Source organism: Gilliamella sp. Occ4-3 (assembly GCF_001690675.1).
Lineage (GTDB): Bacteria > Pseudomonadota > Gammaproteobacteria > Enterobacterales > Orbaceae > Gilliamella > Gilliamella bombi.
Genome location: NZ_LZHR01000016.1, coordinates 1 through 26,341, shown reverse-complemented (window position 1 = coordinate 26,341; position 26,341 = coordinate 1). Strand labels below are relative to the sequence as shown.

The window sequence follows — 26,341 nt, the reverse complement described above, 5'->3', positions numbered from 1 at the left end:
CATTACAGCTAGTAAGGATGTTAATCGCTTCCAATATAATAAATTAAAACGTAATGTCAGCTTTTTAAGGAGTCCATATGCTATTTAACCGTAGGCAGTTCTTTAAGATCTGTGCTGGTGGTATGGCTGGAACAACGGTAGCTACGCTTGGTTTTTCTCCAAATGTAGCGCTTGCTCAAACTCGCCAATATAAATTATTGAAATCAAAAGAAACTCGAAATAATTGTACTTACTGCTCTGTTGGCTGTGGTATGTTGCTATATAGCCGTGGCGATGGGGCTAAAAATGCCGAATCGTCTATTTTCCATGTAGAAGGAGATCCCGATCATCCTGTTAGTCGTGGTTCTCTTTGTCCTAAAGGTGCAGGTGTTCTGGATTATATAAAAAGCGAACAACGAGTTAAATATCCTGAATATCGTGCCCCTGGTTCAGATAAATGGCAACAAATAAGTTGGGATGAAGCCATTGATCGTATTGCTCGTTTAATGAAAGCTGATCGAGATAAAAATTTTGTTGAAAAAAATGCGGAAGGCATAACAGTCAATCGCTGGACAACAACAGGCTGGCTTGTTACTTCAGCGGCTAGTAATGAAACAGGGTGGTTAGCGTTCAAAGTTGCACGTGCATTAGGTATGTTAAGCCTTGAAACCCAAGCTAGAGTTTGTCATGGTCCTTCTGTATCTAGCTTAGCGGCTACTTTTGGTCGCGGCGCTATGACTAACAACTGGAATGATATCAAGAATGCTAATGTTGTTATCGTAATGGGGGGAAATGCAGCTGAAGCTCATCCGGTTGGTTTTAAATGGGCTATAGAAGCAAAAATTAATAATGGCGCTGAACTGATTGCCATTGACCCTCGTTTTCATCGAACAGCCTCGGTGGCTGATTTGTATGTACCTATTCGCTCAGGTTCTGATATTGCTTTTCTACTTGGTATTATCAATTATCTTATTACCAATAACGAAGTTAATTTTGACTACTTAGTTACTCATAGTAATGCAAGCCTAATTGTTCGTGATGATTTTAATTTTGATGAAGTTACAGGGCTATTTAGTGGTTATGAAGCTGATACCAAACAGTATGATCAGACAAGTTGGGCATATCAAAAGGATGACAACGGTTATGCTCTTCGGGATAAAACATTAAGTCATCCCCGTTGTGTATGGAATCTATTAAAACAGCATGTCAAACGTTATACACCCGAAATGGTAAATAAAATAACGGGAAGCCCTATTGAAGGTTTTTTGCATGTTTGTCGCTCACTTGCTAGCACTAGAACTAACGATAGAGCAGCCACATTTTTATATGCATTAGGTTGGACTCAGCATACTTATGGATCACAAATTATCCGTACTGCTGCCATGATTCAGCTTATTTTAGGCAATATTGGCGTAATGGGCGGAGGTATTAACGCACTACGTGGACATTCAAATATTCAAGGCTTAACTGATGTTGGTTTATTATCAAATCGCCTGCCTGCTTATCTTGATTTACCAAAAGACTCTCAAGTTTCACTTACTCAGTACCTAGATGAAAAAACACCAAAACCACTTGGTCCAAGCGAAGTGAATTTTTGGGGGAATTATCCAAAATTCTTTGTCAGCTTTATGAAATCAATGTACGGTGATAAATCGACTAAAGATAACGATTGGGGATTTGATTGGTTACCTAAATGGGATAAAACCTACGATGTTTTAAGATTTAGCAAAATGATGCGTGATGGTCAAGCCAATGGCTTTATTTGTCAGGGCTTTAACCCACTTGCTGCACTTCCCGATAAAAATAGTATTCGCGAAGGTTTGTCTAACTTAAAATTCTTGGTGAGCATTGATCCAATGCCAACAGAAACAGCTGAGTTTTGGAAAAACCATGGCGAATCTAATGATGTAGATTCTAGCAAAATTCAGACCGAAGTATTTAGATTGCCATCAAACTGTTTTGCAGAAGAAAATGGTACAATAGTTAACTCATCTCGCTGGCTACAATGGCACTGGGCAGCAGCAAGACCGCCTTATGAAGCTTTATATGATCCTGAAATTATTGCGCGTATCTTTTTGAGAATAAAAGAGCTGTATGCTGAAGAAGGTGGTGCTTATTACGAGCCAATTGAAAACTTAGTTTGGGATTATAAGGAGCCAGAAGGCCCAGCGGCTGAGGAATTAGCCAAAGATTATAATGGACGAGCACTTGCTGATATAACCGACGAAAATGGCAATGTTATTCTTAAAAAAGGTCAATTACTAAGTGGTTTTTCACAATTAAAAGCAGATGGTACAACCTCATCGGGTATTTGGATATTCTGTGGTTGTTGGACAGAACAAGGTAACCAAATGGCAAGGCGTGATCCAAGCGATCCATCTGGTAAAGGTGTTCATGCTGGTTGGGCATGGTCGTGGCCGATGAATCGACGAGTACTTTATAACCGAGCTTCAACAGATGAAAATGGTAAACCATGGGATCCTAAACGAGTTTTAGTAAAATGGAATGGCTCAAGTTGGGTAGGCAATGATGTACCTGATTTTACAGCAACATTACCACCAAGTAGTGGGGCAGGTGCTTTTATCATGAATAATGATGGTTTAGGTGGGTTATTTTGTTTAAATCGGTTAGTCGATGGGCCATTCCCAGAGCACTATGAACCGTTTGAAACACCTATTAGTAATAATCCATTGCATCCAAATCAAGTCAGCAGCCCTGTAGCTCGCGCATTTAAAGAAGATTTGGCTCGCTTAGGGAATGCTAGCGAATTTCCTTATGTTGGTACCACTTATAGTATCACTGAACATTTCCATTTTTGGACGCAACATGCAAGGCTAGCTTCAATTACTCAACCTGAGCAATTTGTTGAGTTAAGTGAAAATCTTGCCCTTAAAAAAGGAATCAAATTAGGTGATATGGTTAAAATCACTTCACATCGAGGTTATATTAAAGCTAAAGCAGTTGTGACTAAACGTCTTCCAACTTTAACAGTTGATGGTAAAGAGATCGAAACCATTGGAATCCCAATAGTATGGGGATTCACAGGTCAGACAAAGAAAGGTTTTTTGGTTAATGAATTGACGCCACATTTAGGTGATGCAAATTCACAAACACCAGAATATAAATCATTCTTAGTCAATATCGAAAAAGTTACTACAGCGGCATAAGGTGGGAGGATAAATTATGTCATTACAAACTCAAGATATTATACGCCGCTCAGCAACTAATGCTTTAACTCCAGCGCCACGAGCTAGGGACTATCAACAAGAAGTTGCAAAACTTATTGATGTGACCACCTGTATAGGTTGTAAAGCATGTCAGGTTGCTTGTAGTGAATGGAATGACCTTCGAGCAGAAGTTGGCAATACTGTTGGTGTTTATGATAATCCTGCTGATTTAGAGCCAAAAGCATGGACTGTAATGCGGTATTCAGAAGTCGAGATAAATGGAAAATTTGAATGGTTAATTCGTAAAGATGGCTGTATGCACTGTTCTGATCCTGGCTGTTTGAAAGCATGCCCATCAGAAGGTGCTATTATTCAATATGCTAATGGTATTGTTGATTTTCAATCGGAACACTGTATTGGTTGTGGCTACTGTGTAGCAGGTTGTCCGTTCAATATTCCACGAATTAGTAAAGAAGATAATCACTCCTATAAATGTACATTATGTGTTGATCGCGTTGCTGTTGGTCAAGAACCCGCCTGCGTTAAAACTTGTCCTACTGGCGCTATACACTTTGGTACTAAACAAGATATGATTCGCCATGCTGAACACAGAATTATAGATTTGAAAAAACGTGGTTTTGAACATGCTGGTCTTTATAACCCGCAAGGGGTTGGGGGAACACATGTTATGTATGTTCTTCATCATGCAGATCAGCCAGAATTGTATCACGGCTTACCAAAAGACCCTAAAATTAGTGAAATTGTTAGATTTTGGAAGGGTATTTGGAAACCGTTATCTGCAGCTGCATTTGTGGCAACTTTTGGCGGTTTGCTGTTCCATTACATGGGTGTTGGTGCAATTGAAGTTGATGAAGAAGACATTGAAGAAGAAAAAGAAGCAGATAAACAAGCTCGAAAGCGTTTAGGTTTGCCTGTTTTAGAACAGAAAATTGACTCTAATTCATCACAACTGGAGAATCATCATGGATAAGAAAAGCATGATATTAAGAACACCACTTATTGTTCGCTTCTGTCATTGGTGTATGGTCTGTCTGTTTATCTTGACTGCGCTATCTGGCTTATCTTTATTTTTTCCATCTATAAAACTGTTTGGATTATTTCTTGGTACGCCACAATTAGTAAGAGCATTGCATCCATTTTTAGGGTGCATTGTTTTTGTTTTACTCATGTTTATGTTTATAAAACTTGCTCACCATAATATTCCAAATAAAAATGATCTTTTATGGATTAAAAACTTTAAACATGTCATTTTGGGCAAAGAAAGAGGCATTCCAATAGGCAAATATAATGTAGGACAAAAGTTTTTATTTTGGTGCATTATGGGGTTAATTTTAGTTTTATTTGTTACAGGCCTCATCATGTGGCGCCGTTATTTTGCGGATAATTTTTCTGTTCCAGTTGTCCGTATTGCGATATTTTTTCATTCTCTTGCTGCAATTGGCTTAATCCTGCTTGCAATTGGTCATGCTTATATGGCAATTTGGGTTAAAGGTTCCATTAAAGGGATGATAACTGGCTATGTTTCGCGTGCTTGGGCACAAAAAAATCATTCAACTTGGTATGAAGAAGAAATGGAAAAGATCTATCAAAATGAACTAAAGTTAAAGGCTAAATCTGAAGAAGAATCTACAGATATTAAGCATAAACCAGCATAGTAACTTGCCTGCATCTATAATGGTATTTTCCGCTGATAGTAACTATCAGCGGTGTCATTTTAATAGTAAAAAAATAAAAAGCAGTGATGAATAAAATCACAATCAATGAGCATTTATAATGAGTATAAAAATTATCCCCCAAGAACAACTTGAACAACAAGCTACAAACTCAGTTATTAGACAAATCCCGTTACTATTTTATCCATCACCTAAAACACTTTATGCTCATCGAGCAGAACGTTTAAAAACTCTTGCAAACAATAATCCAATTAGTGATTATTTGAATTTTTGTGCAATTATAGCTGAACAACAAGCCAATTTAGTTAAACATAAGCCTATAGATATTGATGTATCGTGTTTATTAAATAGCGAATATTCTCCACTTAGTTTAGATAATTTACCTCTTAAAGATACTTGGCAAGATTACTTTACTTCATTACTCGACTCATTTTCTGATACCACGCAGCAAATCGCTATAGTCATTGAACAGCTTAAAAAAAATAGCACTTTAGAATTACAAAATAAAGCATTACATTTGCTTAAAGGAGAATTTGATAAAGTTGATGGTAATGAAGCAATATTTATTTGGTCATCATTATCTGTTTATTATTGCCAACTGGCTAGTCAAATTAAAAGTAAAGCTATCGCAGAAAATACAGATAAACTCTGGTTATGTCCAGTTTGTAATAGTATGCCTACTGCTAGCATTATTCAATTAGGCGGTAACAACGGATTACGCTATTTACATTGTAGTTTATGTGAAAGTGAATGGTATGTACCTAGAATTAAATGTACCTGTTGCGATAATATGAAGGACATACAATACCTCTCCTTAGAAAAAGAACTCGCTGCAATTAAAACCGAGTGTTGTGATGCTTGCCATAGCTATTTAAAAATATTTGATCAAGATAAAGATCCTCATATTGAAGTCATCGCGGATGATATTGCTTCGCTGATATTAGATATCAAAACCGAAGAAGAAGGGTTTGCTAAAAGTGGGATAAATCCTTTTATATTTGCTCAATAAAAAACAAAGATACTGATAATATAGTTTTATAGGCATTATATCGAATATGAAATAATTCATTCAAAGCTCATTAATTATTTAACTATTTTGCAATAACGATTATTTTGTAACATGATCATCAATTAAATAAAATACAACTTCACATTTTTGATTAATAAAGCTAGAATTAAACTAATGTACTAGTTTGAGAGTTTAATTCATGAAACGTTTTATTTTATTGGTAACAATATTATTGCTTACACCTTTTTTAAGTTTTGCAGATACAATTAAAAATGTGGCGATTACGGCAATTGTTGAGCATCCTTCATTAGATCAAATCCGTGATGGTGTTAAAGATGAATTGGCAGACAGCGGTTATACGTTAAACAAGAATTTAACTGTCCAATACAAAAGTGCACAAGGAAGTAGCGCTACTGCCGCTCAAATTGCAAGGCAATTTGTAGCAGCAAAACCTGATGTTATTGTGGCAATTGCGACACCAAGTGCACAGGCAGCAGCTGCAGCGACCAAACAAATTCCTATTGTATTTGCTGGAATTACCGATCCTATCGCCGCTAAATTAATTAAAGATTGGCAACCTGCTGGCACAAACATTACTGGTGTATCAGATTATCAAGAAATTGGTCCACAAATTGAATTTATGAAAAAAATTGTACCTAATGTTAAATCAGTAGGATATATTTATAGTCCAAGTGAAATTAATTCAACCGTGGTATTAAAAAATCTACAAACTCTTTTATCTCAACAAAATATTAATTTTATTGCGGTACCTGCTCAACGAACTGCTGATATTTCAACTGCTGCCAATACATTAAAAGGTAAAGTAGACTTAATTTACACGACAACCGATAACAATGTTGTTTCAGCCTATGAGTCATTAGTCAAATTTGCAAATGAAAATAAAATTCCTCTTTTAGCATCGTTCCCTGATGCGATTGAACGAGGAGCCGTTGCTGCATACGGCATGAGCTACTATGATGTAGGACGCCAATCAGGTAAGCTTGTTGTGCGTATATTAAAAGGTGAAAAACCAGGAAGTATAACTCCAGAAATAGGGAAAGCATTACGCCTTGTTGTTAATACTGATGCAGCTAAAAAACAAGGGGTTGCTTTGCCTCCTGAGGTAATTCAATCTGCTGACAAAGTCATAGGAAAATAATCAAGCCCTACTTCACTAAAATTAATTAACAATTTTGCTCACTTAGTAGTTAGGTGAGCAAAAAATATAACCTACAGTAATCCAATAACTGGATTAACATCAAATCACCGACAATGTGTAATAAAAAATTTACACTCATAGCTGTTTTTATACTAGAAAATTATCTTTTTTTGTTTTATAGTAACTTAATATTTAGCTTGATTGTAAAAAAAACATTACAGGAGTGCTCTATGCGTAATTCTATCATTAAACTTTGTATGTTACTTAGTTTATCGTTAGCAACATTTTATTCTTTCGCTGAGTCTAAAACCGAACAAAAATTTGTTGCCATTACAGCAATTGTTGAACATCCCGCATTAGATAATGTGCGTAAAGGTGTTGAGGATGAGTTAAAAGATAGCGGTTATATTGCTGGAAAAAATTTAAAGTTACAATTTTTAAGCGCACAAGGTAGTAGTGCAAATGCAGCCCAAATTGCTAAACAATTTGTAGCAAATAAACCAGATGTTATTGTAGGAATTGCCACGCCAAGTTCGCAAGCATTAGTTGCTACAACAAAACTTATTCCTATTGTTTTCACTGCCGTTACCGATCCCGTAGCAGCAAAATTAACCCCGAGTTGGGATGCATCAAAAACAAACGTAACAGGTGTATCTGACGCCTTATCACTAGATTCTCAAATCGATATGATGTTAAAAATAAAACCTGAGGCTAAAAACATTGGTTATGTTTATAGTCCTAGCGAAGTTAACTCAACAATCATACTAAAACAATTACAAAATGAGCTAGAAAAACGAGGTATGAAAATTATTGCCGCTCCTGCGCAACGCACTTCTGATATATCTACCGCAGCTAGAAGTTTAAAAGGTAAGGTCGATATGATTTATACTACTACCGATAATAATGTGGTTTCTGCTTATGAAGCTTTAGCAAAAGTGGCTAATGAAAGTAAAATTCCTCTTATTGCATCCAACCCAGAATCGGCAGAACGTGGTGCTATTGCCGCTTTAGGCATGAGTTATTATGATCTTGGTCGCCAAGCTGGTAAAATTGTTATCCGTATACTTAACGGCGAAAATCCTGGTGATATTCCACCACAAGTGGGTAATGTTACTCAATTAACAATTAATAAAAAAGCGGCCGAACGCCAAAGTGTTATATTATCTGAAAATGTATTAAAATCAGCTACCAAAATTGTTGAAAAATAATTTTTACTTTTTTTATAACTAAGCCGCCAACTTTGGCGGTTAACTTTTATGGATTTTTTTCATGTCTTCTGAATTTTTATTAGGCTCAATTGGAATTGGGCTTATTTATGCGTTGGTGAGTTTGGGTGTATTTATTTCGTTTCGTTTACTTGATTTCCCAGATCTTACTGCTGATGCAAGTTTTCCTCTTGGTGGAGCGATATGTGGATTATGCATTTATATCGGTATCGATCCATGGATTGCAACGTTATTAGGTATGTTTGCTGGCTGTCTTGCTGGAGCAATGACAGGAATACTGTATGTTAAACTCAATATTCTTCAATTATTATCAAGTATTATTGTAATGATAGGACTCTACTCTATCAATTTAAGAATATTAGGTGTTGGTCCGTATATTATGGATGAAACATCAAGAATGGCAGGATCCCCTAATCTTTCTTTACTTGATGCCAAAACTATATTTTCACCATTTATTTCTGAAGATTACAGCAACCAATATATTGTACAACCTCTCATGGCACTAGGATTTGTCATTGTGTTTTGGGCTTTACTCAATGCGTTTTTAAATACCCAAATGGGATTGGCTTTAAGAGCAACTGGCACCAACCAACGAATGGCAAAATCGCAAGGTATTCCAACTGGAAGAGTCACAATTCTTGGTATGGCTATATCAAATGGTTTAATTGCTCTCGGTGGTTCATTATTTGTACAAACACAAGGTGGGGCTGATATCACCATTGGTGTTGGCACAATTGTAATTGGCCTTGCATCAATTATTATTGGCGAAAGCTTATTCCCCGCTAAACGAATTTGGGCTGTGATGCTAGCAGTTATTGTTGGTTCTATTTTATATCGTTTATTTATTGCATTTGCACTTAGTAATGAGTTTTTACAAGAAATCGGTGTTGGAACAGAAGATTTAAATCTAATTACGGCGATACTAGTTGTGCTAGCTCTTGTTGTGCCTAAGCAATTTAAAAAACACGCAAAAATAAGAGGTAAGTAAGCATGATTAAAGTTGAACAATTACAATTAACTTTTAATCAGGGTACACCAATTGAAAATCATGTATTACGAGGACTAAACCTGAATATTAGTGAAGGTGAATTTGTTACCATAATTGGTAGTAACGGAGCAGGTAAAAGTTCTTTATTGAATGTGATTAGTGGTGATTTACTTCCTGATTCAGGAAAAATTGCTATTAATGGTAAAAATGTCACTCGCTGGCCAGCATGGAAGCGGGCGGGTATGGTTGCTCGAGTATTTCAAGATCCAATGGTTGGCACATGTGAAAACTTAACTATTGAAGAAAATCTCGCTATAGCTTATAACCGAGGATATCGTTTTACCTTATCTTCAGCTCTTAATAGCAATATCAGATCAATATTTAAAGAAAAACTTGCTACTTTAAATTTAGGTCTTGAAAATCGATTATCGGATATGATGGGATTACTCTCTGGAGGTCAAAGGCAAGCTATTAGTTTGTTAATGTCAACTTTACAGCCATCTAAAATATTATTGCTTGATGAACATACCGCAGCGCTTGATCCTAAAACTGCACAATTTGTTTTAGAGCTAACCAATGAAATTGTTTCAAAAAACCAATTAACAACAATGATGGTGACTCATTCTATGAAACAAGCCTTAGAATATGGCACCCGAACGGTAATGCTTCATCAAGGACAAGTTGTGCTTGATGTATCTGGAGAACAACGAGCTAAATTAACTGTAACGGATTTATTAGATATGTTTGAAAGAACACGTGGTGAAAAAGTTACCGATGATGCATTACTTTTAGGTTAACAATAAATCAAAAAGCAATATTTCTATCAAAAATATTGCTTTTCCAAACTTATTGATGCAAATTTTATTCTGGTCATATCTTGCTATTCATAGAGCCATTATATTTACTTGTTAATACAAATTGTAATAAAGCTACTGATGTTTACGTATAAAATATTCTATAACATCAAAGAAATAATATTAAGTTAACAATCATTTAATCTTAAAACAAATTCAAAAATTCTAATTGGCTATTTTAATAACACATTTTTAATTTTTGTCGAACTGCCATTAAAGCAAACCCTAATAAATTTTTACCTTGCCATGTCAATGGGTTATCTATATTCGGAGCATCTTGAGCTAAACCAATTCCCCAAATTTTATCAGTGGGACTAGCTTCAACTAAAACTCTTTGTTGAGTGGATAATAAAAAATCAGCTAATTGTCGATTTTGAGAAAATTTTGCGAAGTTACCCTCTATAACAATAGATAAACATTGTTCATCCCATATTTTTTCAACAAATCCTCTGACTTGGCGTCCCAATGATTTAGCAAGGCCTGGATTGTTAGCTTTAAGGATCTCTTGTAATATTTCTTTATCCTCAAATAATCTTGCTTTTGCTGCCATCATATAATGTTCAGCTGTAGCATAATAAATATCATTAACAGTAAATCCGCTAGGGTACCATTGGCTAAAGCAAGATTTTGTAATTATAGACGAAGGCTCTCTTTGGTTATGTCCCCAAAAATATACATATTTAAATCTTTCTCCTGTTTTATAACGTTGGCATAACTCATCAATATCTACAATTTTTAGAAAAACATCGGGTTGATTATATTTCATAGTTAAAATAGTCCTTTAAAAATTCATAAGATATTTTTTCCGAAATCGCTTTATGTAGGAGTATTGTATTATAGATGATTTAATTAAACTTTTTCTGAAAAAAATTTACAAAAAAAGACGATTATTTTTATAACGCTCTTTTATTTTTTTTAAAAAAGATTATCTTATTAAGAATTCAAGTCAACATCTCTTTAATTACAAACAATGAAATTATATGGTCTTTCTGGTACAAAAATTAGCTGTGCATTTATATCTGCATGTATAAGTACCCCTTACAACACAACTCGTTTTATCAAAGATTTAATAGCTGGAATAACTGTTGGGATTATTGCTATACCACTAGCAATGGCACTAGCTATTGCTAGTGGTGTACCACCACAGCATGGTCTATACACAGCAATTATAGGTGGTTTTATCATTGCATTAACGGGTGGTTCAAGGTTTAGTGTTTCTGGACCTACAGCAGCATTTGTAGTTATTTTATACCCTGTATCATTACAATACGGATTATCTGGACTACTAATTGCAACATTGCTATCCGGTATATTTCTTGTATTAATGGGATTAATTCGATTAGGTAGATTAATCGAATATATTCCTTTACCCGTTGTATTAGGTTTCACATCGGGTATTGCCATAACTATAGCAACCATGCAAATTAAAGATTTTTTTGGTTTAACACTTGAGCATATGCCAGAAAGTTATATTGGTAAAGTTACGGAACTAGCTAAAACACTACCAACCATTAATATTGCTGACACTTTAGTCGGTGTAGTAACACTGATTGTGTTAATAGTATGGCCAAAACTTAGACTTAAAATATCAGGACACCTACCAGCTCTAATTGCTGGTATTGCTGTCATGTTTATTTTTAATCAATTTGGCTATCAAATTGAAACAATTGGTTCACGATTTACCTATACACTAGCTGATAATACGATAGGTCATGGCATACCCTCTGTTCTACCAGAGTTTATTTTACCTTGGCAGCACGCTGATTTTACTTGGGATTGGTCAACATTTACTGCCTTACTGCCAATTTCACTGACCATGGCAATGTTATGCGCAATTGAGTCATTACTCTGTGCTGTGGTATTAGATGAAATGACACACACTAAACACCACTCAAATAGTGAACTCATTGGCCAAGGTTTAGGTAATATTATTGCACCATTTTTTGGTGGCATTTCAGCAACAGCGGCTATTGCACGTTCAGCGGCAAATGTCAAAGCAGGTGCAACCTCGCCTATTGCAGCCGTTTTGCATTCTTTAGTTGTTTTACTTGCTCTTATTTGCTTCGCACCAGCATTATCATTTATCCCACTTTCTGCTATGGCGGCATTATTACTTATCGTGGCATGGAATATGAGTGCAGTTCAACGCGTCATTTATATTATCAAATGTGCTCCTAAAGATGATATCTTGATTATGCTTATTTGCATGTCGTTAACAGTGCTATTTGATATGGTGATTGCAATTACACTTGGGATTATACTTGCTTCAATCCTATTTATGCGCCGTATCGCCCGCATGACTCGCTTAGTTGAACTTAATCGCAGTAACGATAAAACCTTAGTGCTACGTATTAACGGGCCACTATTTTTTGCTGCCGCTGAACGTACATTTTTAGAAATCTATCAAAAGATTAATGGATATGAACACATAGTGCTACAATGGGATGCGGTACCTATTCTTGATGCTGGTGGGCTCAATGCTTTAATTCATTTTATTGATGAACTACCTGAACAAGTTGATCTATCAATTTGTGAGTTACAGTTTCAACCATTAAAAACATTAGCTCGCGCAAAAATTGTTCCAATTTCTAACAAACTAATGTTCTATTCAACGCTAGAAGAAGCACTGAAAGATAAAGATTAATTCTAAAATTAGATTTATTATATTAACTAATTTATATGCACAGTAACAGTTTGAACAGAAACTAATTACTGTGCAATAAATTGTACCTTCACTACCTTTCTTTTCATTTACTAAATCACCATTGACAAACTATAAGTCTTAAAAAGTGATTTTAATTTGAAATCCAAAATTAACTTATAAAAATAGGTAAATAACATGATATCTAACGAAAACAAAGTCTACAATCTTAAAGAAAAATCAAGCTGGTTTATTTTAGTTGGTGTTATTTTAATTATATTGGGGGGCTTAGCATTAGGTTATCAGTTCATGGCAACCGTCTTTTCTGTTTATTTTATTGGTTCATTAATTTTAATTGCAGGTATTGCCCAAGCGCTACATTCATTTCGTATTAAAGATTTTGGTCAGTCAGCATTATGGGCAGTAATGGGAATTTTATACATTTTTATTGGTCTAATGTCATTTTTCCAACCTGTTGCGGTTTCATCAGCCTTAACATTGGTGATTTCATTCTTGCTAATTATGAGCGGCTTTACACAAATATTTGCGGCTATGAATAACCGCAATTTACCTCGTTGGGGATGGGTTTTAACTTCAGGGATTATTACATTAATTTTAGGATTTATGATTATTGCAGGTTGGCCATATGACAGTCTTTGGGTATTAGGTATGTTTCTAGGTATTGACCTTATTTTCCAAGGTTGGGCATATGTAGCTATTGGTTTTGCATTAAAAAAATAGATGTTAAATAACATATTCGTTGCTCACAATCTAGCAATGACTTTCAAGAAGGTTACCACTAATTGTGAGCAGCAAGTAATTACAGTAATGACTCGAACACAAATACAACTTATTTAATTTTTGTTATACATGAATTAAGCTGATTATTTATAGATTTTGTTAGTTTTTGCCTTAACTTCTTGCATTGTCTGTAAAATCCGATGATAGTTATCAAGCCTTGATGGTGCAATTTTACCGTCTTGTACTGCTTTTTGTAGTAAACAACCTGGCGTATCAAAGTGATTACAATCGCGAAAGTGGCAACCGCCTAAATAATTATCAAATTCTTTAAAACCACTAATCACTTGTTCAGGCTCTAAGTGCCATAAACCGAATTCGCGGATCCCTGGTGAGTCAATAATATCTCCACCATTTGGTAAGTGGTAAAGCCGAGAGGAAGTAGTTGTATGTTGACCAAGTCCGGATATTTCTGAAATACCTCCAGTCATAACTGATTGTGATTGATGAGGTAACAGTAAATTAATAATACTTGATTTTCCCACACCAGACTGCCCAACTAAAATGGAAATCTTACCTTGCAAAACTTCTTGTAATACAGCAATGCCTTGTTGATTTTGACATGAGACATACAAAACTTGATAACCGATATGAGTATAAATCGTCAACTTTTTTTCAACTTCAGTGCGTTGATCATCATTAAGTAAATCAATTTTGTTTAAAACAATAATAGGTTTTATATCCGTGCATTCACAAGCAACTAAATAACGATCGATAATATTTAGTGATAATTCTGGCAAGACAGCCGAAATAATCACGATTTGATCAACATTTGCGGCAACGGGTTTAACGCCATCATAAAAATCAGGCCGGACAAGTTCAGAATGTCTCGGGTGAACCGCTTCAATAATACCATTGGTGTTTGGCTCTACACTTTCGCGCCATACTACTTTATCACCAGTGACTATCGAAGGTAACGTGCGACGAATACTACAACGATAAATAAGACCTGCACTATCTTCAACATCAGCAGACTTACCAAAACGACTTATTACTACACCGTCACGAGGTGACGAAAAATTTGCTAGACTCTCATCTTGCTTTATTGCTAATCGTTGCTGATGTTTTGCTGCTACACGTCTTTTTTGATTATTGGATAGTTTATTTTTTGCCATAGTACTCATTTTTTACTAAAACAGATTGTCAGTTATGCTACACTACTCAGTATCAAAAAGAAAATCTCTATAGCAAATTATGAACAAACAATCTCAAATTAATAGTAACAATCTTATTTGGATAGATCTTGAAATGACTGGACTCAATCCAATAACTGATCGCATTATTGAGATCGCAACCATTGTTACCGATTCTAACTTAAATATTCTTGCTGAAGGACCTGTGATTGCAGTTCATCAATCTGATGAGCAATTAGCATTAATGGATGAGTGGAACCAAAACACCCATGGCAAATCAGGACTTATTGAGCGTGTTCGCAAAAGTACTATTAGTGAACAACAGGCCGAGCAACAAACCATCGAATTTTTAAAACAATGGGTACCAGAAAACAGCTCTCCAATTTGTGGTAATACTATTGGGCAAGATCGTCGTTTTTTATTTAACTATATGCCTAATTTAGAAAGTTATTTTCATTATCGCTATTTAGATGTCAGCACAATTAAAGAATTAGCTAAACGTTGGAAACCTGAAATACTAAAAGGGATTAGCAAACAGAGTTCTCATCAAGCTCTTGATGATATTCGTGACTCAATTGCTGAACTTGTTTATTATCGTGAACACTTTTTTGATCTAACCAACTTATAATTAGTATGCAAATTTTATATACTTTTTTATTATATTTGATTCAACCACTGGTTTGGCTAAGACTGCTTTGGCGTAGTCGTAAAGCACCAGCTTATCGAAAGCGTTGGCTTGAACGCTATGGTTTTTGCAAAAATAAAGTTAAATCTAACGGTATTTTAGTGCATGCCGTATCGGTGGGTGAAACGATAGCAGCCATCCCACTAATCAAAGCACTTAAACAACAGTATCCTAGTTTACCTATCACAGTTACCACCATGACGCCAACAGGCTCAGAGCAAGTTAAGTCATTACTTGGTGATAGCGTCAGCCATGTATATTTACCTTATGATTTGCCCTGCGCGATAAATCGTTTTTTAAATACGGTTAAGCCCAAATTAGTGATCATTATGGAAACTGAGCTTTGGCCTAATTTTATCTGTCAGTGTTATAAACGAAATATTCAGCTAATTATTGCCAATGCCAGATTATCAGAACGTTCAGCTAATCGATACAGTAAACTAGGGCGATCCATTAGCAATTTACTATCAAAAATTAGTGCAATTGCCGCACAAAATAAGCAAGATGGGGAACGTTTTATTTCACTGGGTTTACCTCGTGATCGCTTAACAATAACCGGTAGTATTAAATTTGATATTGATTTAACAGATCAACAACAGCAAAAAATCAAAACGCTAAAACAGCGGTGGCAATTAGACCGCCCTATCTTTATTGCCGCAAGTACACATAATGGAGAAGATGAAATCATCTTATCTGCCTTTAAGCGGTTATTACAAAAATATCCCAATTTATTATTGATTATTGTCCCCCGCCACCCAGAACGCTTTAAAACCGTCGAAAAATTAATTAATGATTGCGGATTAAATTATATAAACCGCAGTAGCGGCCAAATTCCTGCTAAACAAACCCAAGTCATTTTGGGTGATACGATGGGAGAATTAATAGAACTTTATGGTATTGCCGATATCGCCTTCGTTGGTGGCAGTTTAGTGAAACATGGAGGGCATAATCCATTAGAACCCGCACTTCACCACATCCCAATCATTAGTGGCGAACATTTTTTCAATTTTAAAGTGATTTGTGAGCAACTTATTTCAGCTGATGGCATGATCATTTGTGCTAGCACAGCCGATTCCCTTTATTCAGCGATTAATGGGCTTTTAGAAAATAAAACGCGTAGTCAACAAATTGGCGAACAAGCGTATCAAGTATTAAAACAAAATCAAGGCGCACTACATAGGCTTTTTAACATTATCAACTATTATCTTTGCTCAAAATAAGGATTACTTGTGAATAAAAAACAAGGGTTATTGCTTATTAATCTAGGTACACCAAACGCGGCAACACCAGATGCAATAAAACGGTATTTAACCGAGTTCTTACTCGATCGCCATGTCGTTGATTTACCGAAACTGTTTTGGTATCCGATTTTAAAGTACCTTGTAATACCTAAGCGAGTGCCTTATATTATTCATCATTACCAAAAAATTTGGATAAATGGCTCATCACCTTTACTTCATTACAGCCAATTATTATGTGATAAATTACAACACCACTTACCAAATATTCAATGTGAATTAGCCATGACCTATGGTGAACCCAATATTCAATCTGCATTGAACAAGCTTCAATCATGTTCAAAAATTACGGTATTGCCACTTTTCCCACAATACTCAACGACCACAACACTCGCTGTACTTGATAAACTTAAACAAGTTATAGCAACCGACAAAATCATAAATAGTATTGACTATATTCGTGATTATGCCGATCATCCAAGCTATATCAATGCACTTTATTTACAAATTAAGCAAGCATTTCAATGCCAAGGCGAGCCTGAAGTGCTTATACTTTCTTATCATGGTATTCCTGAGCGTTATATTTACAAACGAAAAGAGGATTATATTCAACGTTGTGAAATGACCACACAGTTATTAATCGAAAAATGCCGAACAAATAACATAAATATACCAATTCAAATGGCTTATCAATCGAAATTTGGAAAAGGCAAATGGGTTACACCAAGTACCAGCGATACACTACAAACATTAGCAAAAAGTGGTGTTAACAATGTGCACGTCATCTGTCCCGGATTTTCGGTAGATTGTATTGAAACTATTTACGAAATTGACGAAGAAAATCGAGAAATCTTTTTAAATGCAGGTGGAAAATCATTTTATTATATTCCCACATTAAATGACACAGACTTACAAATTAATTTAATCATGGCATTAATCAACCAAACTCAGCCACCTATACTTAATAATTTATACTGAAACACATAGTTACCTGAAACTTTTTGACAAAAATGATACGACTTAAAAATTACACTAAATAGGTAAATGTTGATTTTTAAACGAATGAAATTTTAAATTAACGAATATTAGTGCTAACTATCTATCACCTAAGTAATCTATGGCGTATGATAAGGCATTATTTTATAATTCAGTATCTGAGCACTGAGGAGAAAATTAAGTGAAAATAATCATCATTGGCGCTCAAGCTGCAGGCGCAAGTGCTGCTGCAAAGGCTAAAAGAATGAACCCTGAGGCAACCATCCGTATTTATGAAAAATCAGATATTGTTTCGTTTGGTGCTTGCGGTTTACCTTATTTTATTGGTAACCACTTTACTGACGCCAACGAAATGATATCCCGAACGCCTGAGCAATTTCAAAAAGATAATATTGAAATAAAAACTTTACATGAAGTCATTGCTATTGATACTAATCAAAAAAAATTAACTGTTAAAGATCTCAATACTGGCAATTGCTTTGATGATAGCTATGACAAGTTACTACTTGCAGTTGGTGCAAGTCCCATCATTCCCCCTTTTGAAAATAGCCAACTAAAAAATATCTTCACATTACGCAACCTGCATGACGGGTTAGCTATCAAACAGACATTATCCAACTCAAATATCAAAAATTTGATTGTTATCGGTGCTGGCTATATTGGGCTTGAAATAGCTGAATCGCTTGTTGCTTTACAAAAAAACGTCAAATTGATTCAATTGGATGACAGAATTCTTATCGATGCATTTGATAGGCAAGTTACTGAACTAATTGAAGAAAATATTAAACAACATTGTGATCTACATTTGCAAGAGCGAGTACTTGGCTTTGAAGGATCACACAATGTCACACATGTAATTACTGATAAATCACGATATCCAGCCGATGTTGTCATTATTGCAACCGGTGTTAAGCCAAACAATGATATCTATAAAAACCTTGGTATCAAGACACTTGCAAATGGTGCCATAATCACCAACAGCTTTGGACAAACTAATATGGCAGATATTTATGCTGCTGGAGATTGTGTTGCCCTTCACCATAGAGTTAGTCATTCAATGGTATATATTCCACTTGCTACAGGGGCGAACAAGCTAGGCAAAATTGTAGGCGAAAATTTAGGTGGCGGAAATTGTGAATATCCTGGCACTATTGGTACCTCAGCCTTAAAAGTCTTTGATATTGAAGCAGGACGAACAGGTTTAACTGAAAGCGAAGCCGAAAAAGCTGGAATTCCTTATAAAACTGTCATAGTTAAAGATAAAAATCACAGCAACTATGTTGCCGGTCAAACAAGTGTAACAGCAAAACTTATCTATCATGCCGACACTCGAGTGATTTTAGGTGGTCAAATAGCTGGAGGACGAGGTGCGGCATTAAGGGTCAACACCCTTGCAACCGCAATATGGACGAATTTGAAAATTGATGAATTAGCCATGATAGATTTTCTTTATGCTCCACCATTTTCCAGACCATGGGATATTTTAAATATTGCAGGCTCAATTGCAAAATAAGATAGGTATTAATAAACCTATCAATAAATATTTTACTAGATAATTAAATTTATTATTAAAGGGTGAGGATTAAATATGCCAGATGCTATTTTTCAAGGAGTCTTTTTTGAAAAGTTCTTATCTATTACTCATTACCAGACATTAATTGGTATTGGGTTACTGCTCATCTGTTTTTTTGCAGTAATGAGGCCATTACAAAAGCAAAAGGTTAATTTTTCAATACGTATGTTAGTTGGATTAATCCTTGGTGCCGTGCTTGGTTTAAGTATTCAAGCTGTAGCAGGATTTCCTGACACATCAACAATCTGGATGCAAGAAACCGCAACTTGGTATGGACTATTTGGTCGAGCATTTATTGCTTTTATCCGAATGTTAGTGATACCACTCATATTTGTATCTATTGTTAAAGTAATTATTGATTTCTCTGGTAAAAAAAATCTACCCCAAATCGCATTCAGAGGAATTTTTTGGTTACTGTTTACAACAGCAATTGCCTGTATTGTTGGTATTTTGTTAGCTAATCTATTTGCATTAGGTGAAATAAGCTCAAGTTCTGTACATCAAGCTCAGGCAAAACAATACACTAATATTATTGATACCTTTATAAATCTAATTCCAAGCAATATTATTGCATCAATGGTAAACGAAAATATTGTTGGATTGGTCATTTTCTCTGCCTTAATGGGGATTGCCGCCAACAGAATGGAAAAGAAAAACTCACAACCGATTGCCCTATTTAAAACGTTTATTGAAGCACTTTATAAGATCATCATGTCGATTGCGATGACAGTCATAAAATACATGCCTTATGCAGTAATTGCTTTACTTGCTCGCACCATCATTTCTAACGGAATACCCGCAATTATTCAGGTTTCAAGTTTTGTTGCTGCGATCTACATCGCCACATTGATTATGTTGATTGTACATGTTGCCATTATTGTGATTCATGGTATTTCACCAATCATGTTTATAAAAAAAGCGCTAGGAACATGGTTATTAGCCTTTACAAGTCGCTCCTCTGTCGGTTCATTACCAATGACTATTTCAACACTAACCGTCCGAATGGGTGTTAATACAGGTACCGCAAATTTAGTTGGCTCTCTAGGTAGTACCATGGGAATGAATGGATGTGCCGGTTTCTTTCCTGCTTTACTTGCTGTTATGGTAGCTCATATGGTTGGCATTGATACTAATATCCAATTTTATATTATGCTTGTCATTGTAGTGGTTATTGGTTCAATTGGTATAGCTGGAATTCCTGGCACGGCAACAGTTGCCGCAACCGTCGTTTTATCAGGTATGGGCATGGCCGAATACTTCCCATTAATTGGTATGGTTTTAGCTGTTGATCCAATTATTGATATGGCAAGAACTTTAGCTAATGTATCTGGCGCTATGACAGCCGCTGTCGCAACCGATAAAGAAATTGGTCTTATGAATATGGCAGTGTACAACGACCCCGATATCACTCTTGAAAACGATCAGCCAGAAGCTTAACTGTAATGGCTGTTGTTATGAGTGAAATAGAACAACAAATTTCAAGATAATAATCAAATTTTTGTTTTGCTATTATTGGTGTTGAACGATTTTTTTGGGGAAACAGATTTTCTGAATATTGGTTTGAATTTGATGCTAAATTTTTTGCCTATGATATTTGTCCCGCTATGATTTGTATTTATGTCATAGCGGTAACTTCTGCCTTTTTTTTGTGAGGATCACTACATATAAATCAATTTAAAGGCAGTTATTTTTTTAATTTATGCGAACCGATAAGAGCCAAAATTAAATGTATAGAATCTTGATAAGTTCGGTAGTTTTAATTTTGGATATAGCATAAGTGCATAGATTAATAATAGCGGTAAATTAGAATGTAGTTTACGTGATTGTATTTGTATAGATGCCGTAATTTGGTAAAACAAGCAGGTAAACTTATAAAAGTTAATAATGCAACAATCGAAAGAATAAAAAATTAAGATTTAAAGATAGGTATATTGACATGCGGTGTTGTAGGAATGTTTTTTTCTCTAAAATCGTTCAGGTTGGTTATTGATTTTATTGAATTTTTTGGTAAATCAAATGGTAATAGAAAATTTTGGGGATCGGTGAGGTTTCAAACATTTTATCTATTAGTGAGTAGAATAGCTACAATAGCTACTTCCAATTTAGGGGATTAGCCGATAAACTGCACCGAAAAAGCCAAAACGTCCGCTCCTAAGTCTAATTCTAAAAAACATAACTATTTGACTTAAATTAAGAGCAAAAAACATTAATAAAATAAATGAACTATATAAAAGGTTTTTATAAAACAATAATTATTTTAACCGCACCGAAAGGTTTGAATATTGCTTTTTTTCCCAACGTCGGTATTTATCCAACAACTGAGTAAGACTAAAATTTATTTTGCACCCATATAATTTAACTGACGCCATGATTCATAAACCACAACGGCAACAGAATTAGATAAATTCATACTACGGCTAGTGGCGAGCATGGGAATGCGGATCTTTTTCTCTTGTGGTAGTGCATCAAGTATGTTTTTTGGTAAGCCTCGGGTTTCTGGCCCAAACATTAAGAAGTCATTTTGCTGGTAATCGACTTCACTGTGTGGTTTTTGTCCTTTTGTGGTTAAAGCATAAACTTGTGTTGATAGGTCTATTTGATTGGCATCTAAAAAATGGTTGAGATTTTTATAGCGTTTTACATCAACAAATTCTTGATAATCAAGCCCAGCTCGTCTTAACTTTTTGTCATCCCAGAAAAAACCCATAGGTTCAATAATATGTAAATTGAAACCAGTGTTAGCACAAAGACGGATAATATTTCCTGTATTAGCAGGAATTTCGGGTTCAAATAAAACGATGTTTAAGGCTGAATTTGACACAACTTTTCTCATTTATTATTTATTGATGTTTATGAATTGGCAATATTATCACAATTCTAAGCCCACCAAGATGACTTTTTTCTGCTTTTACAGTACCGTGATCACGTATGATAGCGTTAGCTACAATAGCGAGCCCTAATCCCGTTCCGCCAGATTCACGATCTCGAGCTTCGCTTGTACGATAAAAAGGTCTAAAAATTTGTTCTAGTTCACTTTCAGCAACTCCTGGACCATCATCATCAATTGTAATTGTTAGCTTTTGTTGTTGTGCTACAAAATTAATATCGATCTGTTTATTTGAATAGCGAAATGCGTTGCGTATAACGTTTTCAAGTGCGCTACACAAAGCAATTGGATAGCATAATATGGTATGGTTGGTTGGAAAATTTGTCACGGTTAACTTTTTGCCTATTTGTTCTGCTTCAAAAGCGGCATTATCAAGCACCTGTTTAAATAGAATATTAATTTTATTAAATTCACGAATTTCATTATTGTCATATTGTTGCCTTGCCAATGACAATAAATCACCAATCATAGAATCTAATTTTATCGCTTCATTATTAATACGTATAACTTCACTGCTTTCACCTTGTTTGCGTCGCAATAGCGATGTGGCAAGTTGCAAACGAGTCAAGGGAGTGCGTAATTCATGAGAAATATCTGAAAACAAACGTTGCTGTACTTCTTGCATTCGTTTAAGCTCTCTTAGCATATGGTTAAAACTAGCCCCAGTAGCTTTATATTCAGACGATCCTATTTGTTCTAGCTCAGGCCACTCTTGTAAATTTCCTTTCGCAACCTGATCTGCTGCTTTTTTTAGCCCTCGAGCAGGTTTTGCAATACTCCAAGATAGCCATAGTAAAAAAGGAGAACTTGCTAGCATGGTCAAAGTTAATAGTAAAAGAGGATGATCAAATATAAAGTTGACTAATTGAGATTGAATATCTGTAGTTTGTTGTAGGATATATAATTGATATTCAGCATTAGCATAATGAATGAGAAAAGGTCCTATAATTTCTTGAGAATCATAAATTTTTTTTGCAGGATCTTTGACATCATGGGATTTTTCACTAAAGTTTTTGATTAAATCAATATTTTTTGTTTCAGCGGTAATGATTTGTTCATTAGGGGTAACAATAAATAAAAATTGACCTGGTTTTTGATGACTATCCATAACAACAATAAAACGCATCCACCACCGAAAACTATCTTTTGGTACATTAATAAGATCATTTTCAATCTGATGCGCAAGCATATTACCAGCTTCTTTATCTTTGTTTGCTAAGTAGGTTAGGTTTCGAGCATCAAGACTCGGCAAAACCATTATTAACATTAAAAAAAAAGCTATGGTTAATAAAAATATTGTGAAAATTCTTATTGTTAGTTTATCAAAAAGCCACATACCATATTATCTGATATTAATTATAAAGTTATTCATATAACAAATCGTCATTTCGATCAATTACAAATAAGTAACCTTTTGAACGTAATGTTTTAATCCATGGTAAACCATCACTCCTAGGCGGTAGTTTTTTCCGTAATCTAGATACATGTACATCAATTGAGCGAGCAAGTGGAGTTAAATCTTTACCCAAAACAAATTCGCTTAGTTTTTCGCGTGTAATTATCTTTCCCGAATTTTCTAGAAAGGTAAGCAACACTTGAAACTCAGTACCCGTTAAATCTATATACTTGTTATCAAAAAAAGCAGATCCCTGTTTTCGATTTACATTAAGTTTATCAATTGTATATTTAATTGGTTGTTCAGCTTCATCGTTTGCTACATTATCCCAATGCGCTCTACGCAAAAGTGCATTGATTCGGGCAATAAGCTCTCTATCATTAAATGGTTTTAGAATGTAATCATCAGCACCAAGCTCAAGCCCAATAACTTTATCATATTCATTATCTTTAGCCGTTAAAAAAATAACAGGTACCGTAAATTTACCTCTAAGTTGAGATAAGAATTTAAGTCCATTCATTTCAGGCATCATAATATCAAGTAAAATAAGATCTATCGTACTATCAAACTTTTCTAAAGCTTGAATACCATTATTCGCTGTTTCAACAAGAAATCCTTCTAACTCAAGAAGTTCTCGTAATAATAAAGTAATTTCTGGATCATCATCAACTACAAGTAATTTACTGCTCATTACAATCCTCTTTATTTCATTCATTCTTGATATTAATTTTTATACCAAATATAGTTTTATCCAAAAATTTACTATATATGTAAAAATCACGAACAATATAGTAAATTATTGTTAATTTTTATATAGAAAATATTTTTACATTATTATAGCCTTGGTCAATTAAATAAAGCGCTTGCAACTTACTCATGACTCCACGATCGCAATATAGTAAATATTGCTTCGATTGATCCAAATTCCCAAATTGCGTTGCTAACTTATAAAATGGAATATGCTTAACTTCAATATCACTCAATATAAGAGGGTTATCTTCCTGCTCTTCTAAAGATCGAATATCAATAACCACGTGATTGGTACTCAGAGTTGTGACAGTTTCAACATGAGCAATTTTGGTATCAGTTTGTTTTGCTATTTCACGAATATCAATATTTTCAGCCTCGGCAACTGCTTTATCCAAAATCGTGAAATCAAAATTCATTTCTTCTGCTTCAATTTTTTCTTTCACGGCTTTAACCGTTGGGCTTTTAGATATTACGCCACAAAATTCTGGCATTGTTTTAGCTATATCTTCAGTACCAATTTGACGCGCAATATTGATAATGGTTTCTTTATCGTGTGTGATTAAAGGACGTAAAATTAATGTATCACTAGCATTATCAATTAAACGTAAATTGGTAAGTGTTTGGCTTGATACTTGCCCCAATGCTTCTCCAGTAACGAGAGCTTCCACTTTATAACGTTGCGCAATTTTTGATGCCGCACGAATCATCATCCGTTTTAGAATAACTCCCATTTGCCCATCATCAATTTTTTCAAGAATCTCACCAACAACATCCGAAAAATCAATAGCAATAAAACGTACTTTATGTGAGCTACCAAAACGCTTCCATAGGTAATGGGCCATTTGTTTAACGCCAATTTCGTGAGTTTTTCCACCAAGATTAAAGAAACAATAATGCACTCGGCTTCCGCGTCGCATTAGCATATAACTTGATACACCAGAATCAAAACCACCCGATATGAGCGAAAGAACATCTTCTTGTGTACCAGTTGGAAAACCGCCAATGCCAGCATGTCGACCTTTTACCAGCAGTAACTTTTCTTTGTCGATTTCAAGATGAACGGTGATTTCTGGATGAGTTAATTTAACCTTAGCCGAAGACACATGTTGATTAAGCCCACCACCAACATAACGTTCAACATCAATTGAAGTAAATTCATGTTTACCTCGACGCTTAACGCGTACACAAAACGTTTTGTTTTCAATTAATGGAGCATAATAATCCAATGCTTTTTCAAAAATATCATGCATATCAACAAAAGTGATTTCATCGACAGCAAGAATATGATGTATACCAGGGATTCGCATTAATAATTCAAGTATCTTAGCTTCACTATTTTCAACTTTTGGGCGAACTTCAATAAAATCCCAATGACGAATAACCGCAACATCTTCAATATGATGCTTTAAAATATTACGAATGTTACTTGCTAGTATTTTAATAAATCGTAAACGAACAGAATCACTTTTGATGGTAATTTCGGGAAAGAGCTTAACAATAAATTTCATAAATACAATTTGTCATAATACAAATGGCGATATTATACCGTTTTTTTAGATAGAAACGTACCATTGATTATCACAACTAACTTGTAATACTTATAGACACATTATGTTTGACACTAAATAAGCCAAAAAATCATCATAGAGCGTTACTTAAACGTTATGGAACGTTAATTTCGTGCAATAATTTAGTATTTTGAAGTTAATAGATTTTGTTTTCTCTACTACTTTACATCATAACAATATTATGAAGTTAGTTATCAATAATTGTAATAACGAAATTAATGGCTATGGTATTAACCTTCAAAAGGAAACTAGTTAAAAATGTTTTATCTGAGTTAGCTGATTCCACATGGCAAAACCGTAATCATCTTCATATTGTGTATATCACAAGTATCCTCTCTATCGACTAAATTGATTGTTTATAACGATCAATAAGATAACAACTGATCGTTATAAACGATATGACAAGGCATAATATATTATTTAATAATAATGATTAAATTTTATCCAATAATAATTTAATGAGTTAAAATGGTTAAACTTGATAACAATATTTTACGTTTAAATAGAAAGAAATTAATACCGTTATTGCTATGTTAGCATGTTGTATGATGTGACTAAAAAGGTAAGAGAGGCTTATGATTAATACAATAGTTCAACAAT

At 34.7% G+C, this 26,341-nt stretch carries 21 protein-coding genes; 15 read left to right on the top strand and 6 right to left on the bottom strand.

Going from position 1 to position 26,341, the window contains the following annotated elements; genetic code table 11:
* The first annotated feature begins 77 nt into the window (after positions 1-77).
* The 8 genes from fdnG to A9G44_RS01350 all read left to right on the top strand — a co-directional run bounded on the left by fdnG (position 78) and on the right by A9G44_RS01350 (position 10,019).
* Entirely contained in the window at positions 78-3,146 is a 3,069-nt protein-coding gene (gene fdnG, locus A9G44_RS01385) for a formate dehydrogenase-N subunit alpha (RefSeq protein WP_081298217.1), read from the top strand.
* A gap of 16 nt (positions 3,147-3,162) precedes the next feature.
* The gene (gene fdxH / locus A9G44_RS01380) at positions 3,163-4,137 is read left to right on the top strand and encodes a formate dehydrogenase subunit beta (RefSeq protein WP_065608952.1); all 975 of its coding nucleotides are present in this window, start codon (positions 3,163-3,165) and stop codon (positions 4,135-4,137) included.
* Entirely contained in the window at positions 4,130-4,822 is a 693-nt protein-coding gene (locus tag A9G44_RS01375; RefSeq protein WP_065608951.1) for a formate dehydrogenase subunit gamma, read from the top strand. Before fdxH ends, A9G44_RS01375 begins: the two co-directional genes overlap by 8 nt.
* Before the next feature lie 118 nt (positions 4,823-4,940).
* Positions 4,941-5,849 carry a formate dehydrogenase accessory protein FdhE gene (gene fdhE, locus A9G44_RS01370; protein ID WP_065608950.1) on the top strand — a complete coding sequence of 303 codons (909 nt, stop codon included), beginning with the start codon at positions 4,941-4,943 and terminating at the stop codon, positions 5,847-5,849.
* A 199-nt stretch (positions 5,850-6,048) separates the two neighbouring features.
* Positions 6,049-7,008, top strand: coding sequence for an ABC transporter substrate-binding protein (locus A9G44_RS01365; protein ID WP_065608949.1), 960 nt, complete (start codon positions 6,049-6,051; stop codon positions 7,006-7,008).
* A gap of 230 nt (positions 7,009-7,238) precedes the next feature.
* Positions 7,239-8,216: an ABC transporter substrate-binding protein gene (locus tag A9G44_RS01360; protein ID WP_065608948.1), complete on the top strand. Its 978-nt coding sequence runs from the start codon at positions 7,239-7,241 to the stop codon at positions 8,214-8,216.
* A 61-nt stretch (positions 8,217-8,277) separates the two neighbouring features.
* Positions 8,278-9,222 (top strand): ABC transporter permease, encoded by a 945-nt coding sequence (locus tag A9G44_RS01355; protein WP_065608947.1) that lies wholly within the window; start codon positions 8,278-8,280, stop codon positions 9,220-9,222.
* Positions 9,223-9,224: 2 nt separating this feature from the next.
* Positions 9,225-10,019 (top strand): ABC transporter ATP-binding protein, encoded by a 795-nt coding sequence (locus tag A9G44_RS01350; RefSeq protein ID WP_065608946.1) that lies wholly within the window; start codon positions 9,225-9,227, stop codon positions 10,017-10,019.
* Positions 10,020-10,254: 235 nt separating this feature from the next.
* On the opposite strand, the gene A9G44_RS01345 is transcribed toward A9G44_RS01350, so the two are convergent.
* Positions 10,255-10,842 carry an NADAR family protein gene (locus A9G44_RS01345; RefSeq protein ID WP_065608945.1) on the bottom strand — a complete coding sequence of 196 codons (588 nt, stop codon included), beginning with the start codon at positions 10,840-10,842 and terminating at the stop codon, positions 10,255-10,257.
* A gap of 204 nt (positions 10,843-11,046) precedes the next feature.
* Here A9G44_RS01345 and dauA point away from each other — a divergent pair, with 204 nt between their 5' ends.
* Both dauA and A9G44_RS01335 read left to right on the top strand, forming a co-directional pair.
* Positions 11,047-12,720: a C4-dicarboxylic acid transporter DauA gene (gene dauA, locus A9G44_RS01340; RefSeq protein ID WP_065606159.1), complete on the top strand. Its 1,674-nt coding sequence runs from the start codon at positions 11,047-11,049 to the stop codon at positions 12,718-12,720.
* Positions 12,721-12,915: 195 nt separating this feature from the next.
* On the top strand, positions 12,916-13,458 hold the full coding sequence (locus A9G44_RS01335; RefSeq protein WP_065560853.1) for an HdeD family acid-resistance protein: 543 nt from the start codon (positions 12,916-12,918) through the stop codon (positions 13,456-13,458).
* 143 nt (positions 13,459-13,601) lie between these two features.
* Here A9G44_RS01335 and rsgA read toward each other — a convergent pair whose 3' ends face one another.
* Positions 13,602-14,630: a small ribosomal subunit biogenesis GTPase RsgA gene (gene rsgA, locus A9G44_RS01330; protein WP_065608944.1), complete on the bottom strand. Its 1,029-nt coding sequence runs from the start codon at positions 14,628-14,630 to the stop codon at positions 13,602-13,604.
* A gap of 79 nt (positions 14,631-14,709) precedes the next feature.
* Here rsgA and orn point away from each other — a divergent pair, with 79 nt between their 5' ends.
* The 5 genes from orn (at position 14,710) to A9G44_RS01305 (ending at position 20,577) form a co-directional block, all read left to right on the top strand.
* Positions 14,710-15,276: an oligoribonuclease gene (gene orn, locus A9G44_RS01325; RefSeq protein ID WP_034911832.1), complete on the top strand. Its 567-nt coding sequence runs from the start codon at positions 14,710-14,712 to the stop codon at positions 15,274-15,276.
* A gap of 5 nt (positions 15,277-15,281) precedes the next feature.
* Positions 15,282-16,553: a lipid IV(A) 3-deoxy-D-manno-octulosonic acid transferase gene (gene waaA / locus A9G44_RS01320; RefSeq protein WP_065608943.1), complete on the top strand. Its 1,272-nt coding sequence runs from the start codon at positions 15,282-15,284 to the stop codon at positions 16,551-16,553.
* A 9-nt stretch (positions 16,554-16,562) separates the two neighbouring features.
* Positions 16,563-17,549 (top strand): ferrochelatase, encoded by a 987-nt coding sequence (gene hemH / locus A9G44_RS01315; RefSeq protein ID WP_065608942.1) that lies wholly within the window; start codon positions 16,563-16,565, stop codon positions 17,547-17,549.
* Positions 17,550-17,748: 199 nt separating this feature from the next.
* Positions 17,749-19,080 carry a CoA-disulfide reductase gene (locus tag A9G44_RS01310; protein ID WP_065608941.1) on the top strand — a complete coding sequence of 444 codons (1,332 nt, stop codon included), beginning with the start codon at positions 17,749-17,751 and terminating at the stop codon, positions 19,078-19,080.
* 75 nt (positions 19,081-19,155) lie between these two features.
* Complete coding sequence (locus tag A9G44_RS01305) at positions 19,156-20,577, top strand: cation:dicarboxylate symporter family transporter (protein ID WP_065608940.1); 1,422 nt, start codon at positions 19,156-19,158, stop codon at positions 20,575-20,577.
* An 898-nt stretch (positions 20,578-21,475) separates the two neighbouring features.
* On the opposite strand, the gene trmL is transcribed toward A9G44_RS01305, so the two are convergent.
* The 4 genes from trmL to thiI all read right to left on the bottom strand — a co-directional run bounded on the left by trmL (position 21,476) and on the right by thiI (position 25,681).
* Positions 21,476-21,961, bottom strand: coding sequence for a tRNA (uridine(34)/cytosine(34)/5-carboxymethylaminomethyluridine(34)-2'-O)-methyltransferase TrmL (gene trmL / locus A9G44_RS01300; RefSeq protein WP_244178553.1), 486 nt, complete (start codon positions 21,959-21,961; stop codon positions 21,476-21,478).
* Between the two features lie 19 nt (positions 21,962-21,980).
* Positions 21,981-23,363: an envelope stress sensor histidine kinase CpxA gene (gene cpxA / locus A9G44_RS01295; RefSeq protein WP_065608939.1), complete on the bottom strand. Its 1,383-nt coding sequence runs from the start codon at positions 23,361-23,363 to the stop codon at positions 21,981-21,983.
* Between the two features lie 28 nt (positions 23,364-23,391).
* Positions 23,392-24,114, bottom strand: coding sequence for a response regulator (locus A9G44_RS01290; RefSeq protein ID WP_065608938.1), 723 nt, complete (start codon positions 24,112-24,114; stop codon positions 23,392-23,394).
* Positions 24,115-24,232: 118 nt separating this feature from the next.
* Entirely contained in the window at positions 24,233-25,681 is a 1,449-nt protein-coding gene (gene thiI / locus A9G44_RS01285) for a tRNA uracil 4-sulfurtransferase ThiI (RefSeq protein WP_065608937.1), read from the bottom strand.
* Between the last annotated feature and the right edge of the window lie 660 nt (positions 25,682-26,341).

Coding starts and splice junctions, on each gene's coding strand:
- A9G44_RS01360 (WP_065608948.1), top strand. CDS start 7,239: ATGCGTAATTCTATCATTAAACTTTGTATGTTACTTAGTTTATCGTTA.
- A9G44_RS01375 (WP_065608951.1), top strand. CDS start 4,130: ATGGATAAGAAAAGCATGATATTAAGAACACCACTTATTGTTCGCTTC.
- A9G44_RS01335 (WP_065560853.1), top strand. CDS start 12,916: ATGATATCTAACGAAAACAAAGTCTACAATCTTAAAGAAAAATCAAGC.
- A9G44_RS01365 (WP_065608949.1), top strand. CDS start 6,049: ATGAAACGTTTTATTTTATTGGTAACAATATTATTGCTTACACCTTTT.
- cpxA (WP_065608939.1), bottom strand. CDS start 23,363: ATGTGGCTTTTTGATAAACTAACAATAAGAATTTTCACAATATTTTTA.
- fdhE (WP_065608950.1), top strand. CDS start 4,941: ATGAGTATAAAAATTATCCCCCAAGAACAACTTGAACAACAAGCTACA.
- waaA (WP_065608943.1), top strand. CDS start 15,282: ATGCAAATTTTATATACTTTTTTATTATATTTGATTCAACCACTGGTT.
- thiI (WP_065608937.1), bottom strand. CDS start 25,681: ATGAAATTTATTGTTAAGCTCTTTCCCGAAATTACCATCAAAAGTGAT.
- A9G44_RS01290 (WP_065608938.1), bottom strand. CDS start 24,114: ATGAGCAGTAAATTACTTGTAGTTGATGATGATCCAGAAATTACTTTA.
- A9G44_RS01355 (WP_065608947.1), top strand. CDS start 8,278: ATGTCTTCTGAATTTTTATTAGGCTCAATTGGAATTGGGCTTATTTAT.
- rsgA (WP_065608944.1), bottom strand. CDS start 14,630: ATGGCAAAAAATAAACTATCCAATAATCAAAAAAGACGTGTAGCAGCA.
- dauA (WP_065606159.1), top strand. CDS start 11,047: ATGAAATTATATGGTCTTTCTGGTACAAAAATTAGCTGTGCATTTATA.
- A9G44_RS01345 (WP_065608945.1), bottom strand. CDS start 10,842: ATGAAATATAATCAACCCGATGTTTTTCTAAAAATTGTAGATATTGAT.
- A9G44_RS01350 (WP_065608946.1), top strand. CDS start 9,225: ATGATTAAAGTTGAACAATTACAATTAACTTTTAATCAGGGTACACCA.
- fdxH (WP_065608952.1), top strand. CDS start 3,163: ATGTCATTACAAACTCAAGATATTATACGCCGCTCAGCAACTAATGCT.
- A9G44_RS01305 (WP_065608940.1), top strand. CDS start 19,156: ATGCCAGATGCTATTTTTCAAGGAGTCTTTTTTGAAAAGTTCTTATCT.
- orn (WP_034911832.1), top strand. CDS start 14,710: ATGAACAAACAATCTCAAATTAATAGTAACAATCTTATTTGGATAGAT.
- fdnG (WP_081298217.1), top strand. CDS start 78: ATGCTATTTAACCGTAGGCAGTTCTTTAAGATCTGTGCTGGTGGTATG.